General features: G+C 74.4%; 20 protein-coding genes and 1 other RNA gene. 12 read left to right on the forward strand and 9 right to left on the reverse strand.

Annotation, left to right across the window (positions count from 1 at the left end):
• Nucleotides 1-4: 4 nt before the first annotated feature.
• The 5 genes from DQ241_RS14045 to DQ241_RS14065 form a co-directional block, all read right to left on the reverse strand.
• Entirely contained in the window at nt 5-754 is a 750-nt protein-coding gene (locus tag DQ241_RS14045) for an amino acid ABC transporter ATP-binding protein (protein ID WP_113830842.1), read from the reverse strand.
• Nucleotides 751-1,659 carry an amino acid ABC transporter permease gene (locus tag DQ241_RS14050; protein ID WP_199584554.1) on the reverse strand — a complete coding sequence of 303 codons (909 nt, stop codon included), beginning with the start codon at nt 1,657-1,659 and terminating at the stop codon, nt 751-753. The genes DQ241_RS14045 and DQ241_RS14050 overlap by 4 nt, the downstream gene beginning before the upstream one ends.
• A complete protein-coding gene (locus tag DQ241_RS14055) occupies nt 1,620-2,486 on the reverse strand; it encodes a transporter substrate-binding domain-containing protein (protein ID WP_113830843.1) in 867 nt (288 codons plus the stop codon). Before DQ241_RS14055 ends, DQ241_RS14050 begins: the two co-directional genes overlap by 40 nt.
• A gap of 113 nt (nt 2,487-2,599) precedes the next feature.
• Entirely contained in the window at nt 2,600-4,864 is a 2,265-nt protein-coding gene (locus tag DQ241_RS14060; RefSeq protein WP_113830844.1) for a bifunctional diguanylate cyclase/phosphodiesterase, read from the reverse strand.
• A 64-nt stretch (nt 4,865-4,928) separates the two neighbouring features.
• The gene (locus DQ241_RS14065) at nt 4,929-5,684 is read right to left on the reverse strand and encodes a sulfite exporter TauE/SafE family protein (protein ID WP_113830845.1); all 756 of its coding nucleotides are present in this window, start codon (nt 5,682-5,684) and stop codon (nt 4,929-4,931) included.
• Nucleotides 5,685-5,760: 76 nt separating this feature from the next.
• Here DQ241_RS14065 and DQ241_RS14070 point away from each other — a divergent pair, with 76 nt between their 5' ends.
• The 5 genes from DQ241_RS14070 (at nt 5,761) to DQ241_RS14090 (ending at nt 8,365) form a co-directional block, all read left to right on the forward strand.
• A complete protein-coding gene (locus tag DQ241_RS14070) occupies nt 5,761-6,066 on the forward strand; it encodes a hypothetical protein (protein ID WP_113830846.1) in 306 nt (101 codons plus the stop codon).
• 72 nt (nt 6,067-6,138) lie between these two features.
• Nucleotides 6,139-6,855, forward strand: a complete 717-nt coding sequence (locus DQ241_RS14075; RefSeq protein ID WP_113831167.1) for a PIG-L deacetylase family protein — start codon at nt 6,139-6,141, stop codon at nt 6,853-6,855.
• 29 nt (nt 6,856-6,884) lie between these two features.
• An RNA gene (gene rnpB / locus DQ241_RS14080) (RNase P RNA component class A) lies at nt 6,885-7,284 on the forward strand.
• Between the two features lie 89 nt (nt 7,285-7,373).
• Complete coding sequence (locus tag DQ241_RS14085) at nt 7,374-8,054, forward strand: hypothetical protein (RefSeq protein ID WP_199584555.1); 681 nt, start codon at nt 7,374-7,376, stop codon at nt 8,052-8,054.
• 17 nt (nt 8,055-8,071) lie between these two features.
• On the forward strand, nt 8,072-8,365 hold the full coding sequence (locus DQ241_RS14090; protein ID WP_199584557.1) for a hypothetical protein: 294 nt from the start codon (nt 8,072-8,074) through the stop codon (nt 8,363-8,365).
• Nucleotides 8,366-8,408: 43 nt separating this feature from the next.
• Here DQ241_RS14090 and DQ241_RS14095 read toward each other — a convergent pair whose 3' ends face one another.
• On the reverse strand, nt 8,409-8,771 hold the full coding sequence (locus DQ241_RS14095; RefSeq protein ID WP_199584559.1) for a DUF1801 domain-containing protein: 363 nt from the start codon (nt 8,769-8,771) through the stop codon (nt 8,409-8,411).
• Nucleotides 8,772-8,849: 78 nt separating this feature from the next.
• Here DQ241_RS14095 and chrA point away from each other — a divergent pair, with 78 nt between their 5' ends.
• Both chrA and DQ241_RS14105 read left to right on the forward strand, forming a co-directional pair.
• Nucleotides 8,850-10,217: a chromate efflux transporter gene (gene chrA, locus DQ241_RS14100; RefSeq protein WP_113830847.1), complete on the forward strand. Its 1,368-nt coding sequence runs from the start codon at nt 8,850-8,852 to the stop codon at nt 10,215-10,217.
• A gap of 121 nt (nt 10,218-10,338) precedes the next feature.
• Nucleotides 10,339-10,962 (forward strand): hypothetical protein, encoded by a 624-nt coding sequence (locus DQ241_RS14105; RefSeq protein WP_113830848.1) that lies wholly within the window; start codon nt 10,339-10,341, stop codon nt 10,960-10,962.
• A 46-nt stretch (nt 10,963-11,008) separates the two neighbouring features.
• Here the strand turns inward: DQ241_RS14105 and DQ241_RS14110 are convergent, their stop codons facing one another.
• On the reverse strand, nt 11,009-11,353 hold the full coding sequence (locus DQ241_RS14110) for a hypothetical protein (RefSeq protein ID WP_113830849.1): 345 nt from the start codon (nt 11,351-11,353) through the stop codon (nt 11,009-11,011).
• A 140-nt stretch (nt 11,354-11,493) separates the two neighbouring features.
• Here DQ241_RS14110 and DQ241_RS14115 point away from each other — a divergent pair, with 140 nt between their 5' ends.
• From DQ241_RS14115 to DQ241_RS14135, 5 genes are all read left to right on the forward strand, one after another.
• Nucleotides 11,494-12,618, forward strand: coding sequence for a Vms1/Ankzf1 family peptidyl-tRNA hydrolase (locus DQ241_RS14115; RefSeq protein WP_113830850.1), 1,125 nt, complete (start codon nt 11,494-11,496; stop codon nt 12,616-12,618).
• Between the two features lie 31 nt (nt 12,619-12,649).
• On the forward strand, nt 12,650-12,907 hold the full coding sequence (locus DQ241_RS14120; RefSeq protein WP_113830851.1) for a DUF2795 domain-containing protein: 258 nt from the start codon (nt 12,650-12,652) through the stop codon (nt 12,905-12,907).
• On the forward strand, nt 12,907-13,137 hold the full coding sequence (locus DQ241_RS14125) for a hypothetical protein (RefSeq protein ID WP_113830852.1): 231 nt from the start codon (nt 12,907-12,909) through the stop codon (nt 13,135-13,137). Before DQ241_RS14120 ends, DQ241_RS14125 begins: the two co-directional genes overlap by 1 nt.
• Nucleotides 13,134-13,523, forward strand: coding sequence for a thioesterase family protein (locus DQ241_RS14130; protein WP_113830853.1), 390 nt, complete (start codon nt 13,134-13,136; stop codon nt 13,521-13,523). The genes DQ241_RS14125 and DQ241_RS14130 overlap by 4 nt, the downstream gene beginning before the upstream one ends.
• A gap of 78 nt (nt 13,524-13,601) precedes the next feature.
• Nucleotides 13,602-14,036 carry a ChaB family protein gene (locus DQ241_RS14135; protein ID WP_113830854.1) on the forward strand — a complete coding sequence of 145 codons (435 nt, stop codon included), beginning with the start codon at nt 13,602-13,604 and terminating at the stop codon, nt 14,034-14,036.
• A 24-nt stretch (nt 14,037-14,060) separates the two neighbouring features.
• On the opposite strand, the gene DQ241_RS14140 is transcribed toward DQ241_RS14135, so the two are convergent.
• A complete protein-coding gene (locus DQ241_RS14140; RefSeq protein WP_113830855.1) occupies nt 14,061-15,347 on the reverse strand; it encodes a M24 family metallopeptidase in 1,287 nt (428 codons plus the stop codon).
• 58 nt (nt 15,348-15,405) lie between these two features.
• A complete protein-coding gene (locus tag DQ241_RS14145) occupies nt 15,406-16,497 on the reverse strand; it encodes a diguanylate cyclase (RefSeq protein ID WP_233492440.1) in 1,092 nt (363 codons plus the stop codon).
• Nucleotides 16,498-16,563: the final 66 nt, after the last annotated feature.

Genomic DNA, 16,563 nt, shown 5'->3' on the forward strand with positions numbered 1-16,563 from the left:
GCCGCTAGAGCCGGCCGGCGTCGATCACGCGGGCGAGGAACCGCCGCGTGCGCTCCTCGACGGGGTCGCCCAGCACCTGCTCCGGCGGGCCGGACTCCAGGACGACGCCGCCGTCGAGGAAGGCGACGGTGTCGGCCACCTGGCGGGCGAAGCCCATCTCGTGGGTGGCCATGAGGATGGTCATCCCCTGCGCGGCGACCTCGCGGACCACCGCCAGCACCTCGCCGACCAGCTCCGGGTCCAGCGCGCTGGTGATCTCGTCGAGCAGCAGCACCCGCGGCCGCACGCCCAGCGCGCGGGCGATCGCCACCCGCTGCTGCTGGCCGCCCGACAGCCGGTCGGGGTACTCACCGGCCTTGTCCGCCAGGCCCATGCGGGCCAGCATCGCCCGCGCCTCCTCCTGCACCTCGGCCTTCGGGCGGCCGTGGACGACCGTGGGCGCCAGGGTCACGTTGTCCAGCACGGTCATGTGCGGGAACAGGTTGTAGGCCTGGAACACCACCCCGAGGCGGCGGCGGACGGCGTCGGCGTCGACCCGCGGGTCGGTGACGTCCTCCCCGTCGAGCAGCACCTGCCCGTCGTCCACGGTCTCGAGCAGGCTGGCGCAGCGCAGCAGCGTCGACTTGCCCGACCCCGACCCGCCGATGAGCGCCACGACCTGGTGCTCGCCGACGGACAGGTCGACCCCGCGCAGCACCACGGTGTCGCCGAAGGTCTTCACCACGCCGCGGACGTCCAGGACCGGTGCGCTCACAGGAGTCCTCCCGACTGCTGCCGACGGCGAGCCCGGGCGGTCACCGCGTCGGCGAGCCGGGCCGAGGGGACGGCGAGCAGCACGAACAGCAGGCCGGCGACGACGTACGGGGTGAAGTTGAAGCTCTGGCCGACCAGGATCTGCGCCGATCGGACCGCGTCGACCGCGCCCAGCACCGAGATCAGACCGACATCCTTCTGCAGCGCGACGAAGTCGTTGAGCAGCGCGGGGGTCACCGTGCGCATCGCCTGCGGCAGCACGACGATCCGCATGGTCTGCCGGTGGGTGAGCCCGAGCGACCGGGCCGCCGCCCGCTGGCTGGGGTGCACCGACTCGATGCCGGCGCGGAAGACCTCGGCCACGTAGGCGCTGTAGGTGAGCACGATCGCGACCGTGCCCAGCACGAACGGCGACGTCGGCATGCCCTGCAGCCCGAGAGCCGGGAAGCCGAAGCCCACCAGGTACAGCGTGATGATCAGCGGGATGCCGCGGAAGAGGTCGACGTAGCCGGTCGCCAGGATCCGCAGCGGCGCGAAGGCCGGCCCCCGCAGCGCGCGGGTCAGCGCCACGAGCAGGCCGAGCACGAGCACCAGCAGCCCGCCGACGACGAGGACCTGCAGGTTCAACCACAGCCCGGAGAGGATCTCGGGCAGCGACTCCCACGCCACGCTCGGGGAGAAGAACGTCGCCTGGACCCGCGGCCAGCCGGGAGCGCTGGTCACCACCAGGTAGGCCACCGCCGCGAAGAGCAGGGTGGAGGCCAGCGCGACCAGCGTCGACCGCCGGGCCCGACGGCGACGCCAGGCCCGGCGGGACAGCTCGAGCGGGCTGGGCGCCGGCAGCGCCCCGCCCGGGGGAACGGTGGTCAGCTGAGGACGGGGGCGTCGGCGACGTCGGAGAGCCACTGCTGCTCCAGGTCGGCGAGGGTGCCGTCCTCGCGCAGCGCGTCGACCGCCCGGCTCACGCAGTCGGTCAGCGGGCTGTCCTTGGCCAGGAGCAGGCCGAACTGGTCGCCGCCCTCGCCGGAGTCCTCGAGCTGGCCGACGATCACGCCGTCGTCCAGCTCCGCCGCGGTGATGTAGAAGGCGGTGGGCAGGTCGACGACGATCGCGTCGACCTGGCCGTTCTGCAGCGCCAGCTTCGCGTCGTCGTTGCTGTTGAAGACCACCGGGTCGCTGCTCGGGGCGATGACCTCGGTGAGCACCTGGAGGCTGGTGGTGGCCACCTGAGCGCCGATGCGCAGGTCCTTCAGGTCGGCGACGCTCTCCGCGCCGTCGGCCGCGGAGCCGGCGGTGGTGATGACCGCCTGGCTGACCGTGTAGTACGGCGAGGAGAAGTCGACCGCCTGCTTGCGCTCCTCGGTGATCGAGAACTGGTTGACGTCGAAGTCGAACGGCCGGGCCCCGGGCTGGATGGCGGCGTTGAACGGCACGCGGGTCCAGGTGACGTCGCCCTCCTCGTAGCCCAGCTCCTCGGCGACGGCGTAGGCGACCGCGGCCTCGAAGCCCTCGCCGTTCTCCGGGGCGTCCTCGCTGAACCACGGCTCGTAGGCCGGCTGGTCGGTGGCGATGGTGAGCGTGCCGGGCTCGAGGGTGTCGAGGGACTCGGGGGTGCAGGCGTCGCTGCTGCTGCCGGAGGCGGCCGGTTCGTCGGCCTCGTCCTGCGGGGCGCACGCGGCGACCGACAGCGCGGTCACGGCGAGAGCGGCGAGGGTGGCGGAGCGACGGCGCATCGGGTGGGTCCCTTGGAGTCGGTGGTTTCGTCCGGCGATGGCGCGGATCCTATGAGATCGCCGGCGTCCGTCTGACCTGGGCCTTCGTGCACCGCTCGGGCTCGGAGCGCGGGTCAGCGCGCCGCGACCGCCACCCGGTCGGCGAGCCAGCGCTCGAGCACGTCCGCCGGGAGGGCGGGGGAGTGCAGGAACCCCTGGCTCGTGTCGCAGCCCAGCGAGCGGAGGTGGGTCAGCGTCTCCTCCTGCTCCACGCCCTCCGCGACCACCCGCAGGCCCAGCCGGTGCGCGAGGTCGACGGTGCTGGCGACGATCGCCTCGGTGCGCGCGTCGGTGAGCAGGTCCGCGGTGAAGGAGCGGTCCAGCTTGAGCTCGGCCACGGGCAGGTCGCGCAGGTAGGCCAGCGACGAGTAGCCGGTGCCGAAGTCGTCGATGCTGACCGTCGTCCCCAGCCCCGCCAGCGCCGCCACGACGGCGAGGCTGCGCTCGGGATCGGTCAGCAGCACGCTCTCGGTCACCTCGAGCACGAGCGACGTCGGGGGCAGGGCGTGCCGGTCGAGCAGCTCGGCCACGCGGGCGGGCAAGCCCACGTCGAGCAGGTTGCTCGCGGAGAGGTTCACCGAGATCGGGAGGTCCAGCCCCCGCCGGTGCCACGCGGCGGCCTGCGCCACGGCGTCGGCGAGCACCGCCTCGGTCAGCCGGCCCATGAGCCCGTGGACCTCCGCCAGCGGCAGGAAGGCGCCCGGCCCCAGCAGCCCCCGCTCGGGGTGCGCCCAGCGCACCAGGGCCTCGACGCCCACCACCCGTCCGGTCGCGACGTCGAGCTGCGGCTGGTGGTGCAGGACGAACTCACCGGCGTCCAGCGCCGTCCGCAGCTCCTCGACCAGCGCCAGGTGCCCGCTGCTGTCCGCGTGCCGGGCGGGGTCGTAGAGCGCCACCCCCGAGCCGGAGCGCTTGGCGTCGTACATGGCGACGTCGGCGCGGCGCAGCAGCTGGGTCGGCCGCCGGGCGTCGTCGTCCGTCGTCGTCACGCCCACGCTGGCAGAGGAGTGCACGAACATGCCCTCCACCGGGAAGGGCTCGGCCAACCGCTCGTGCAGCCGGGCGCCCAGGGACCGTGCCGCGTCGGCGGCGGGGACGTGGGGGTCGAGCGCGGCCACCACCGCGAACTCGTCACCGCCCAGCCGGCCGAGCAGGTCACCGGCGCGCAGCGCGGGTTCGAGGCGGCGTGCCACCTGGCGCAGCAGGTCGTCACCCGCCCCGTGCCCGAGCGCGTCGTTGACCTCCTTGAACTTGTCGACGTCGAGCAGCGCCAGGGCCGCCGGCGTGCCCTCGGCGCACAGCTCCTCCACGCGGCGGAGCACCGCTCGCCGGTTGGCCAGGCCGGTGAGCTCGTCGGTCAGCGCCTCCCGGCGGCTGACCGCCAGCTGGGCGAGCTCCCGGACGTTCACCGCCATCCGCAGCCCGGCGCCGCTCGCGGCCAGGGCGGCGCACCCCGTGGCAGCGAGGCCGCTGCCGACCAGCGTGTTGACCACCAGCACGACGGTGGAGGCCAGGATGACGACGAACGCGCCGATGGTGGCGGCGCTGGGATCGGTCGGCTGCGGGGCGGACCGCCGTGACCGCAGCACGGCGGCTCCCGCCAGGCACGCCACCAGGGTCGGCTGGGTGACCGCGCCCCAGCCCACGCGCTCGCCGCCGGCCAGCAGCGTCGCCGTCGTGCCGGCCAGCCCGGCGCCGAAGGCGGTGACCACCAGCCAGATCCGGACGTCGCGGGCGAGCGCCCCGAGGGACGGCAGGGTGAGCGCGGTCCCCAGCAGGACGAAGGCCACAGCGAACTGCGCCAGCAGCGGCTGGAGCTCCCACCAGGGGAGCCGGGACAGCGCACCGCCGGTGGCATCCACCACCAGGTTGAGCACGGCCACGACCGCGAGCACGGCGGCCGCGCCGTTCAGGACGTCGTTGGGGTCGGCGAGGCTGGTGCTGTACCGGTTCCACCGGACCAGCCCGCCGTACCAGAACGGGAACACCGCCACCCCGGCCCACAGCACCGGCAGGGCGGCGACGTCCCGCGTGGCCGGGAGGACCGCGAGCAGCGCGCTGACCGCGAAGGCCAGGACGAACACCGCGGCACCCAGCGCCAGCCGGACCCACACGGCGTGCTCGGTGTCCACGGTGCGCGCGCGCCACCACAGCAGCCCGAGCAGGGCCAGGTGCAGCACGACCAGCACGGGGACGTCGATCCCGTCGAGCGGACCGGCGGCGCCGGGCAGCGCGACGCGCACCACGCCCAGCGCGGCGAACGGCACGGCCAGGACGAGGGCGGTCGTCAGCAGGCGGCGCGGCGCCCCGGGCAGCAGCGGGGAGCGGGCGGCGGCCATGACCTGGTGATCGGCGGGGCCGGATCCCCGGTGAACCGGTGGCGCCGGCCCTCACCCGGAGGGGTCAGGCGCGGGTGAACAGGTAGATGGCGACGGCGACGCCGAAGACCACGATGAGCACCCGCAGCGGCGTCGGCGGGATGCGGGTCGCGATCCGGGCGCCGAGGAAGCCGCCGAGCAGGCTGGCCGGGGCGGCGACCGCGACCACTCCCCAGTGCACGTCGCCGAAGAACCCGAAGACGACGACGGTCACCGTCGCGGTCACCGCGGAGAGCGCCGACTTGAGCGCGTTGGCCAGCTTCAGGCGGTGCAGCGCCAGCCCCAGGACGCCGACCAGGATGACGCCCAGCGCGCCGCCGAAGTAGCCGCCGTAGGCGGTCGCGAGGAACAGCGCCACGTACAGCCAGACCGGGTCGGCCGCGCCGCCGTCGTCCTCGGCCCGGCGCAGCCGCGAGGTGACCAGCGGCTGGACGGCCAGCAGCAGGCTGGCGAGGAGCACGAGCACCGGGACGACGACGTCGAAGGCCTCCGACGGCGTCGTCAGCAGCAGCACGCTGCCCGCCGTCCCGCCGAGGACGGCGACCAGCCCCAGGCGCAGCAGCCGGGCGCGCTGACCGCGGTACTCCTGCCGGAAGCCGGCCACGCCGCCGAGGTAGCCGGGCCACTGCGCCACGGAGTTGGTCACGTTGGCCTCGACCGTGCCCAGGCCGAGCGCCACCAGGGTGGGGAAGAGGATCAGGGACCCGCCGCCGGCGATCGAGTTGACCCCGCCGGCGAGGAGGGCGACGGCCGCGGCCACCAGCAGGTCGACGGGGGTCACGGCGGTCAACCTACGGTGGGCCCATGCGGCTTCCGGGCAGGGACAAGGTGTTGGCGGCGCTGCTCGGGGGTCGGGCGTGCTGCACCTGGTCCGGCCGCGCACCTACGAGTGGCTGGTGCCGCCGGAGCTGGGCGACGCGCGCCGCTGGGTGCTGGCCACCGGGGTCGCCGAGATCGGCACCGCGGCGCTGCTGAGCGCGCCGGCGACCCGCCGGGCCGGGGGCTGGTCGGCGGCCACCCTGCTGCTCGGGTTCGTGCCGGCCCACCTGCACCACCTGCGGCTCGGCCGCGGGCGCCCTCCCGTGCTGGCGGCCGCCGTCGTCCGGCTGCCGCTCCAGGTGCCGTTGATCCGCAGCGCGCTGGCCGTCGCCCGGGGCCGCTGAGCCGCCGGCGCAGGGTCTCGTGCCGCGCGCGGAGTGGTCGCGGCGGCGGGGGCCGCGCAGCAGACTGCGGGCATGCCCGCACCGATGCCCGACGACTGGCAGCGCGCCCTCGTCGTCGCCGCCCACCCCGACGACATCGAGTACGGCCTGGCGGCCGCCGTCGCGGTCTGGACGGCCGCCGGCAAGGAGGTCCGCTACCTGCTGGCCACCCGCGGGGAGGCCGGGATGGCCGGGGTCCCGCCGGCGGAGGCGGGGCCGATCCGCGAGGACGAGGAGCGCCGGTCGGCCGCTGTCGTGGGCGTCACCGAGGTCGAGTTCCTCGACCACCGCGACGGCGTCCTCGTCGCCGGGCCGGAGCTGCGCCGCGACCTGGCCGCGGCGATCCGGAGGCACCGGCCGGACCTCGTCGTCACCGGGTACTTCGGTCCGACGTGGACCCCGCCGGGCGTCTCCCCAGCCTACCTCAACTCCGCCGACCACCAGGCGCTCGGCCAGTCGGTGCTCGACGCGGTCGCCGACGCCGGGAACGAGTGGATCTTCCCGGACCTGCCCGAGGAGCGGTGGGCCGGCGTCCAGTACATCGCCGTCGGGGAGATGACCGATCCACCGCACGAGGTGGACGTGACCGAGGCGGTGGAGCTGGCGGTGCGGTCGCTGTCGGAGCACCGGCGCTACCTCGAGCTGCTGTCCGACGACCCCGTCGAGGACCAGGCCCGGCAGGTGGTCGACATGTCGACGCTCAAGGAGGACGGCGGGCGCCGCGTGGGCTTCCGCCTCTACTGGGGGTGAGCGCCCCGTAGACTCGCCGGCACGACGGACGAGTCGGCTGGGCGGTCGCGTCGGCGGGGGAGACCCCGTCGCCGAGGAACGTCCGGGCTCCACAGGGCAGGGTGGTCGTTAACAGCGACCCGGGGTGACCCGCGGGACAGTGCCACAGAGAACAGACCGCCAGTGCTCGCACTGGTAAGGGTGAAACGGCGGTGTAAGAGACCACCGCACACCGGGTGACCGGTGTGGCTCGGTAAACCCCACCCGGAGCAAGGTCAAGAAGGGACGGCGGGAACGTCGTCCTGCGCAGGCGTTCGAGGGCGGCCCGCCCGATGCCTGCGGGTAGACCGCTCGAGCCTGCCGGCAACGGCAGGCCTAGATGGATGACCGCCCATCGGGAGGCCGTGAGGCACCCGTGGACAGAACCCGGCGTACAGGCCGACTCGTCCGTCGCCCCGCGCGGCGACCGGTTCCCCCGACGGCGGCACGGGCCTAGCGTCGGCCTTCCCACGGGGGCCGACGACGGCGGGAGGCTCGCCATGTTCGCTCAGCTCATCCAGGGCAGGACGTCGGACGCCGAGGGCGTGCGGGCGGCGCTGGACTCGTGGATGCGGGATCTCCAGCCCGGCGCGGTCGGCTGGCTGGGCAGCACGATCGGGATCGCCGATGACGGCCGGTTCTTCGCGCTCGCCCGCTTCGAGTCGGCCGAGGCCGCGGCCCGCAACTCGGCACGACCCGAGCAGGACCGGTGGTGGAACGAGACGGGACGGCTCTTCGACGGGGAGGTCGAGTTCGCCGAGAGCGGGGACGTCGACGTGGACCGCATCGGCGACCTCGACCGTGCCGGCTTCGTGCAGGTGATGCGCGGCCGGGTGACCGACCGCGAGCGGGCCAGGGAGCTCATGGGCCGGCTGTCGACCGCCGACATGGCCGACTTCCGCCCCGAGATCCTCGGCAGCGTGATGATCAACCACGACGCGGACCGGTGGACCCAGGTCCTGTACTTCACCTCGGAGGCGGCGGCCCGGGAGGGCGAGCGCAAGGAGCCGCCGGCGGAGGTGCAGGCCGTCATGGCAGAGCTGATGGTCCTCAGCCCCGAACGGCCCGAGTTCATCGACCTGCGGCAGCCGCTCCTCCAGTCGCCCCCCGAGCCGGGGGCCGGTGTGCCGGGGCCGCGGTCGGCATCGGAGACCGCGGAGAAGGCGGAGCGCTCCGCCTGAGCCGGGAGGAGAAGACCATGGGGCAGCAGCTGCGAGGGCGGGCGCTGAGCAGGCGGGACCGGCCGGTCGTGGTGGCGCGGCCGCTGGACGTCCGCGCGGTGGCCGTCCGCTCGCTGGCGGTGGGCGCGGCCTCGGCCGCCGGGCTGGCGGTCGGTGCGCTCGCCGTCGGTGCGCTGGCGGTCGGTGCGCTGGCGGTGGGCCGGCTGGTCATCGGCCGCGCCGACATCCGCGACCTGCGCGTCGGCCGGCTGGAGGTCGGCGAGCTCGTCGTGACGAGCCGGCCGACCGCTTCCCCGGACGGCGTCGGCTGAGGGTCCGACCGCAGCAGCGGTGCGCGCCCGCGCCGCGTCGTCCTCACGGCGCCAGCACGGCGCGCACCAGGTCGGTGAGGTGCTCATCGGGGATCCGGGCGGCGTCGGCGTGCGGGATCCTGAGCGTCCCCTTGGCGCCGCACAGCGCCGGGTAGCGGTCGCAGAAGCCGCCGCTGCGTTCCGGGCTCCAGCCGTAGAGCGAGAGGCCGTGCTTCCAGACGCCGACGTGCAGCTGCCGGTCGCCCACGACGTAGGTGGGCATCGCGTACCTCAGCACCACGGCGACGCCGGGGTGAGCGGCGACGACGAGCGCGTGCAACCGGTCGAACAGCGCCCTCCCCTCCGGGTCCAGCCCGTCGAGGTGGGTCTGCGCGTCGTCGTCGATCCGGCTCTCGCCACCGGCCACGTCGCCCCCTCCACCTGCTGTTCACCGTCGTGCCCGACACTGTGCAGCACCAGTCGGCCGGAGTCCCGGGAGTCGTGCGTGGCGAGCAGCACCGATCGGCCGTCGGTGCCGGCCATCCCGTTCCGGGAGGCGGTCCGGACCTGGTTCCTCATCTCGCTGCAGACCTTCGGCGGCCCGGCCGGCCAGATCGCGGTGATGCAGCGGACGCTGGTCGACGACAAGCGCTGGATCGGCCAGCGCCGCTTCCTGCACGCGATGAACTACTGCATGCTGCTGCCCGGCCCGGAGGCACAGCAGCTGGCCACCTACGTCGGCTGGCTGCTGCACGGCACCCGCGGCGGGCTCGTCGCCGGTGGCTTTTTCGTCCTGCCCGGGGTCGTGGCGCTGCTCGTCCTGTCCGCCGTCTACGTCGGGTACGGGGACACGCTCGCCGTCACCGCGCTGTTCGCCGGTCTCGCGCCGGCGGTGCTCGCGATCGTCGCGCAGGCGGTCGGCCGGGTGGGCAAGCGGGCGCTGACCGACCCGGCGCTCGTCGCCCTCGCCGTCGCCGCCTTCCTGGCCCTCACCCTCCTCGCCGTCCCCTTCCCGGTGGTCGTGCTCGGTGCCGGTGCCGTCGGCTGGCTGCTGGGCCGGCACCGCCCGGCGGCGGTGGCCGAACCGGCGACGGACGACGGACCCCCACCGGTCATCCCGGACGACGCCCTGCACGCCGAACGGCCCTCGGGACGCCGGACGCTGCGCGTGCTGGTCACCGGGCTCGTCGCCTGGGGCGTGCCCATCGCCGTCGCGGCCCTGCTGACCGGCACGGGCAGCGTGTTCACCGAGCAGGGGCTCTTCTTCTCCGGCGCCGCCGTCGTCACCTTCGGTGGGGCGTACGCGGTGCTCGCCTACGTGGCGCAGCAGGCGGTGCAGGTCTACGGCTGGCTGGCACCGGGGGAGATGGTGCGCGGCCTCGCGCTGGCCGAGACGACGCCCGGGCCGCTGATCATGGTGGTGCAGTTCGTCGCGTTCGTCGGCGCCTACCGGGCTCCCGGCGACCTCGATCCGTGGGCGGCCGCGGTCCTCGCCTCGCTGCTGGTCACCTGGGTGACCTTCGTGCCGAGCTTCCTGTTCGTGCTGCTGGGCGCGCCCTACATGGAGCGGCTGCGCGGCAACCGGTCGCTGTCCGCCGCCCTGACCGGGATCACCGCGGCCGTCGTCGGCGTCATCGCCAACCTGGCGGTCTACTTCGCCGTGCACACGCTGTTCGACGGCTCCACCCGCCGCGAGTGGGGGCCGCTGCAGCTGGAGCTGCCGGACCTCACCGAGCCGCGGTGGGTGCCGGTCGCCGTCGCGGTGGTCGCCGCGGTGCTGATCTTCCGGCTGAGGTGGTCGGTGCTGCGCACGCTCGGTGTGTGCGCGCTGCTGGGCCTGGCCGCGGGTCTGGCCGGCCTGCCCGTCGGCTGATCCGGCTGCGATCGCGACCCACCGGTCACGGCCGGCACAGCGGTATCGGATCGTCTTGGTACCCGTCGCTATGTTCGCGCGGCCGCCGTCCGGCGGCGCACCCTCGAACACAGGAGTTCCCGTGCTGCGTCGTGCCCTCTCGGCGGTGGCTGTGACCGCCGCCGTCGTCCTCGTGCCATCGGTGGCGTCGGCTGCGCCGTCATCGACCACCTCGTCGCTCCCCGTGACGACGTCGGTCAGCTACCTGGCCCAGGGCGAGGTGCAGCTGGCCGACGGCCGCACCGCCCAGGTGTCGCTCGGCGAGTACGCGTCGCGTCTCTTCGGTCCGCGGCAGGGGAGCCTGGGCGTCTCCATCGCCGCCCCGTGCGCGAGCTTCCCGTGCGGGGCGCCGGAGTCGGGCTACGCGGAGCTGACCGGCGCGCAGGTGGACTTCGCGCTCAACCTCGGCCGGGCGTCGGTGTCGGAGGTGCCGGTCACCCTCACCAGCTCGAGCTACGGGCCCGACGGGTGGACCCGGACGGAGCGGCAGGTGACCGCCAGCGTCACGTTCACCGCCACCGGCCCGACCGTCCGCAACGCGTACAGCTCCCCGGTGTGCGGGGACGGCAGCGAGGGGTGCCGGTCGTTCCGCCTGGACGCGAGCCGTCCGGCCGCCGTGACGGTCGTGATCGACGGAGCGTCCTCTTCCGGGAGCGGGACGCTGGGCTACGGGTACGGGTTGGACATCGGTACGCCGCAGGGCTGAGCCGGGCCGGGCGCCGCCACCCGGTGGCGGCGCCCGGGCGTCGGCGTCAGCCGGTGGAGCGGGGCTGGGCGGGGTTGGTCGGGTCGCCCTGCGACGGCGGGTTCATCGCCGGACCGGTGGTCGCCTCCGACACCTTGGAGCCCCCGGCACCGTGCTGCGGGTCGTCGGCCGCCGCCGTGGCGGGCTCGCCGCCGGAAGGCTGCGCGCCGGACTTCAGCGCGGACAGGCGGTGCTCCATGATCTGCACCACCTGGATGCGGTTGGCGTGCCCCCGCTCGTAGTCGAGCAGCGTCTGCAGCCCCTGCGTGTCCAGGGTGCGGATGCGCGAGGTCAGCCCTCCCACCGGCAGCTGGTCGTAGTCGGGAATCGGCAACTGGTCGTGCTCGGTCATGGCGACCGCCTACCCCCGCCCCCGGCATCCGACACCGGGTGTGAGGTCCCGGTCGGTGGGTAGGCGGCGATCACGTCGACATCGCGGCTCAGACACGGCCGCGGCGTCCACCCGATCGACCGAGGAGTTGCCCCGCAGTCATGGACGTGTCCTTCCTGCAGCCCGTCTTCGCCGCGCCCGGGCCCTACGCTACGGTGTGCGCCGACGTCACGCACACCACCGAGAACGCCGACGCCGAGCTCGACCTCCGGGTCCGGGCCATCGCCGAGAAGCTCACCGAGCAGGGAGCGCCCGAGGCGGTCGTGAAGGCGGTGCGCGACCGGCTGCTCGAGGGCAACGACGGCGGTGAGGCCGGCACCCTGCGCGGCCGGGCGATGGTGGTCGCCTCCGACGGCGCCGTCGTGCTCGACGAGATCCTCGCCGCAGCTCCGGCGCGCGAGTCCGCCGAGTGGTCGCCGCAGCCCGATCTCGTACCCGTCCTGCGCCAGCTGGTCGGCCGCGTGCCGCATGTCGTCGTGATCGCCGACCGCGTCGGGGCCGACATCGTCGTCGTCGGCGACTCCGGCCAGGTGGAGGAGCAGCAGGTGGAAGGTGACACCTTCCACATGCGCAAGGTGAAGGTCGGCGGGTGGGCGCACAACACCTACATGCACACGGCGGAGAACCAGTGGGAGGAGAACCTCGGCCGGGTCGCCGACGAGCTGGACTCCCTGGCGCGCCGGCTACCGCTGCGCTTCGTGCTCATCGCCGGTGACGTGCGTGCCCGGCAGATCCTGGCGGACAAGGCGAGCGGCTCCTGGTCGGACCTGATCGTGTCCATGGACGAGGGCGGCCGGGCCGCCGGCGCCGACCGCGAGCCGGTCGACCGGCGCGCCGCGGAGCTCATCGCCGAGCACGAGGCCCGCGAGATCGCCGACACGATGGAGAAGGTGGAGGCGGCCAGCGCCCACGGCCTGTCGGTCACCGGCACCGAGCACGTCGTCGAGGCGCTGCGCAAGGGCCAGGTCGAGACCCTCGTCCTCGCCGACGAGCAGGACGACGCCACGCTGCTGGTCGGCGGCTCGCCGCTGGAGCTGGGCGTCGAGCAGCAGGACATGGACGCGCTCGGCATCCACGGCGAGGTCGTCCCCGCCGACCGGGCCCTGGTCCAGGCGGCGGTGGCCAGCGCGGCCGCCGTCGTCGTCGTCCCCGGCTCGGCGCTCAGCGGCACCCCCGTGGCCGCGATCCTCCGCTACACCGACGACTCCACCGACGCGGGGTCCTGAGCCCGCACCCCGACCACGAAGGAGCACCCCCGTGACCGACCCGCACCAGCCCGCCACCGCGCCCGGCACCTCCGAGGGCGGCATCGAGCGCCGCGCAGCCATCGCCGAGACCCTGGGCAAGGAGATCTGGCCGGCCGACCGCGACCAGCTGATCGCCAAGGCCCAGGAGACCCCCGACGCCGACCGCGTGGTCGCCGACCTGCGGCGGCTGCCCGAGGGGCAGCAGTTCGGCAACGTCCAGGAGGTGGCCGAGGCGCTGGGCATCGGCACCGAGCAGCAGCGGTTCTGATGACCACGCAGAAGGCACCCAGCCCGGAGGCGCTGGCCAACGTCACCGAGGGCAACGTGGAGAGCAGGGCGGAGCTGCTGCCCGAGGAGGAGGCGATGCGCGGCAGCGGCATGGAGGAGGTGGCCGCCGAGGTGATCCTCGCCGAGTCCGAGGAGCGCACCGTGCACGCCGACCCGGACGACGCCCAGGGCGCCCACCGGCAGTCGGCGGAGACGGCGGACCTGCCCTGAGCGAGAAGCACGAGCACCCGGTAAGGCTCCGCTGGTCGGACCCGGACATGCTCGGGCACGTCAACCACGCCCGGGCGCTGAGCCTGCTCGAGGACGCCCGGCTGGCCATGGTCGACGGCCGGCCGGGCGGCTCGATGATCCTGGCGCGGCTGGAGGTCGACTACCTGCGGCAGCTGTACTACCGGGTCGGCGAGGAGCTCGTCGTCACCAGCTGGGTGACCCGGCTGGGCACGAAGTCCTTCACCGTGCGGCAGGAGCTGGTGCAGGACGGCGAGGTCGCCATCCGCGCCGACGTCGTCCTGGTGGTGTTCGACTTCGAGAGCAACAGCAGCCGGGTCCTGACCGACGACGAACGCGCGCACTGGTCGCGGTACCTGCCCGCCTGAACGGGTGAGCGGTCCTCGACGACGTGATCCGCCAGGTCGGGTGGGGTAGTGCCGGACCCGACGAGGAAGGGAGCAGTCATGCCCAAGACCACGAAGAAGGGCGACGCCAAGAAGTCGGAGCTGCCCAGCACCTTGCTGCGCTCGCCGAAGAAGGCGCAGCGCACCTTCGCCAAGGCGCACGACTCGGCCGCCGACGAGTACGGCGACGAGCGCCGCGCCAACCAGGTCGCCTGGGCGGCCGTGAAGCACTCCTTCGAGAAGGTGGGCGACCACTGGGAGAAGAAGGAGGGCGGCAAGAAGGGTCCGTCCGACGAGCAGGCCGAGGGCGGCCGCGACACCGACCGGAAGACGGCGGGCGGCGTCGACGCCAACGCGTCGAAGGACCACCTCCTGAAGCTGGCCAAGAAGCTCGACATCTCCGGCCGGTCGACGATGAAGAAGAAGGAACTGGTCGAGGCGATCCAGAAGGCCAACGGCAAGAAGACCGCGGACGCGCGCAAGAAGAAGAAGTAGCCCGCCGTCCCGGCCGGCTGGTGCTCAGCCGGCCGGGACGACGATCAGCGCGGTCTGCCGGCCGTCGAGGTACTGCACGCCGTCGGCGGTGAGCGCGATGCCCTGCTCGAGCCCCATCCGGACGCACTGGCCGCCCCACTCCGGCACCGGACGGCGCACCGCCAGCTCCAGCGCCCACGCGGTCTGGGGGTGCACGGTGCGGTCGCCGGCACCGGGGACGCCGCCCTGCTCGTCCCAGTGGCCGATCGCCGGCCCGGCGCCGTGGCCGTGCACGCCGATGGGGTGCGAGTAGACGTCGGCGTCGATGCCCGCGGCCGCGGCGGCCGACCGGGCCGCGGCCAGCACCTCGTTGCCGGTGCGGCCCGGGCGCAGCTCCGCCGTCGTCAGGTCCTGCATGCGGTTGCCCACCGCCAGCAGATCGGCCAGCCCGGCCGGTGGCTCCTCCTCGCCGGGACGCAGGACGTAGGCGTTGCGCTGCGTGTCCGTGCGCAGGCCGAGGCTGCTCAGCCCGACGTCGCAGTGCAGCAGGTCGCCCGGCTCGACGACCGCGTCCCAGGGGACGGCGGGCAGCAGGGTCCCGCGCTCGCGGACGAGCGGGACCCCCCGGCGCTGGAGCGCCACCGACGGCTGGAACCACGGGTCGGCACCGAGGTCGGCCAGGCGCTGGCGCAGCCACCACGCCACGTCGAGGGCGGTGGTGACGCCCGGTGTGACGACGGCGGGGGAGAGGGCCTCCTCGATGACCCGGTGGGCCAGCGCGTTGAGGGCGTGCAGGGCAACCAGCTCCTCGGGGAGCCGGGTCTCCAGCCACCGCACCGCGAGCTCCTCGGCAGGGACGAGCCGCCGGGCGTGGTCGCCCAGTGCCCGCCGCAGCAGCTGGTGCTCGGTGTGCGAGAGCCCGTCGGCGAGGGCGAAGTCCTGCGACACGTCGACGCCGATCCGCGCCGGGCCGGCCTGGTCGACGAAGCGGCGCACCGCGGCCCACTCCGTCGGCTCGTCGGTCCAGGCGGGCTGGAACTGGCCCACGGGGTAGCGCGACACCGCCGCCGCTGTCACCCCGTCGTCGCTGCGGTGCAGCAGCAGGACCGTGCGCCGGCGGGCGGACAGCCAGGTGGCCGGGAGCAGCGTGGTCAGGACCGGGTCCTCGTTGTACTCGCGCCCGGCCACGATCCACAGGTCGATGCCGGCGTCGTCCATCAGCGACGGGAGGACGTCGAGCAGCCGCTGCGTGAGCCACCGGTCGCGGATGTCGGCCTGGGCGCGCAGGGGCAGCGGCACGGTGCGCGTGGGGTCGGGCGCGGCCGGCGGCATGCTTCCAGCGAAGCAGAGAACCGGCCGGTCCACCGGTCGAGCGCGGCAGGTTCCCCGTTCAGGCGACGTCGGAGCGGGCCGGCACCGCCCACATGGTCGCCACCTGGTCGCGGCCGCGCTGCTTGGCCTCGTACATCGCCGCGTCGGCCCGGTCGATCAGCTTCCACAGGGCGTCGGTGACGTCCTCGCCGTCCACGGGGCGGGTCAGCGCCACCCCGATCGACGCCGTCACCGCCGGCCCCTCGGCGGTACCGCAGGCGGCCACCGCCGCGCGCAGCCGCTCGGCCAGGTGGGTCGCCTCGTCGGTGTCGGCGACCAGCCCCAGCACCACCAGCTCCTCCCCGCCGGTGCGGGCGAGCACGTCGGTCGGCCGGACGGTCGCGCTCAACGCCCGGGCCACCGCCCGGAGGACGGCGTCCCCGGTGGCGTGCCCGTGGGCGTCGTTGAGCCGCTTGAAGTGGTCGAGGTCGAGCACCATCGCCGCCACCCGCGTGCCGTCACGTCGGGCCTGGCGCCAGATGCGGGGCGCCTGGGCGACCAGGAACCGGCGGTTGCGCAGCCCGGTCAGGGGGTCCTGCTCGGAGAGCGTCCGGGTGTCGTCGAGGAGACGTTCCACCCGGCGCCGGAGGACGAAGACGCCGACCGAGGCCGCGTTGAGGGTGAGCGCGCTGACCCCGACCTGGACGGCGAGACCGACGGGTGGCCCCCCGAGCTGCCAGAGGCCGGCCAGGCAGGCCGCCGTCACCACGACCATGTTGACGGCGAGCTCCCACGGCCCGAGGAACCAGGCGGCGACCAGGGCCGGGAACAGGAGCATGAGCGGGCTGGCGTGCCGGACCGGGTCGTCCATGCAGAGGGCGACCACCACGTAGATGAGGTCGCCGAGCAGCACGAGGCCGAAGGTCTGCCAGCGGCCCGCCCGCTGCCGCACCAGCAGCGGGACGGCGGCGACGACGCAGAGCAGCATCGCCCCGCCGTAGAGCCAGCGCCGCACCCCGTCGTGCACGAGCCCCTCGACGAGCAGGTTCGCCGAGCCCATGACCCCGCCGAGCACGAGCAGGCAGGCCATCGTCAGCGCGGAGACCCGGTGCTCCGGCCCGCGGCCGACCACCGGCGGACGCCCGCCTCTGCGCTGCCACGGATCGAGCACGGCGAGCAGGATGCCGCACCCGGGCCCGGTGCGGAGGCTTCCCGGCGCTCCCACCTCGGCTTTTCG

The organism is Blastococcus sp. TF02A-30, assembly GCF_003319185.1.
In the GTDB taxonomy this organism is placed as follows: Bacteria; Actinomycetota; Actinomycetes; order Mycobacteriales; family Geodermatophilaceae; genus Blastococcus.

Bases quoted from the DNA above. Each gene is read 5' to 3' on its own strand.
- DQ241_RS14055 (WP_113830843.1), bottom strand. From the start codon at position 2,486: ATGCGCCGTCGCTCCGCCACCCTCGCCGCTCTCGCCGTGACCGCGCTG.
- DQ241_RS14060 (WP_113830844.1), bottom strand. From the start codon at position 4,864: ATGGCCGCCGCCCGCTCCCCGCTGCTGCCCGGGGCGCCGCGCCGCCTG.
- DQ241_RS14075 (WP_113831167.1), top strand. From the start codon at position 6,139: ATGCCCGCACCGATGCCCGACGACTGGCAGCGCGCCCTCGTCGTCGCC.
- DQ241_RS14085 (WP_199584555.1), top strand. From the start codon at position 7,374: ATGTTCGCTCAGCTCATCCAGGGCAGGACGTCGGACGCCGAGGGCGTG.
- DQ241_RS14090 (WP_199584557.1), top strand. From the start codon at position 8,072: ATGGGGCAGCAGCTGCGAGGGCGGGCGCTGAGCAGGCGGGACCGGCCG.
- DQ241_RS14110 (WP_113830849.1), bottom strand. From the start codon at position 11,353: ATGACCGAGCACGACCAGTTGCCGATTCCCGACTACGACCAGCTGCCG.
- DQ241_RS14115 (WP_113830850.1), top strand. From the start codon at position 11,494: ATGGACGTGTCCTTCCTGCAGCCCGTCTTCGCCGCGCCCGGGCCCTAC.
- DQ241_RS14125 (WP_113830852.1), top strand. From the start codon at position 12,907: ATGACCACGCAGAAGGCACCCAGCCCGGAGGCGCTGGCCAACGTCACC.
- DQ241_RS14135 (WP_113830854.1), top strand. From the start codon at position 13,602: ATGCCCAAGACCACGAAGAAGGGCGACGCCAAGAAGTCGGAGCTGCCC.
- DQ241_RS14140 (WP_113830855.1), bottom strand. From the start codon at position 15,347: ATGCCGCCGGCCGCGCCCGACCCCACGCGCACCGTGCCGCTGCCCCTG.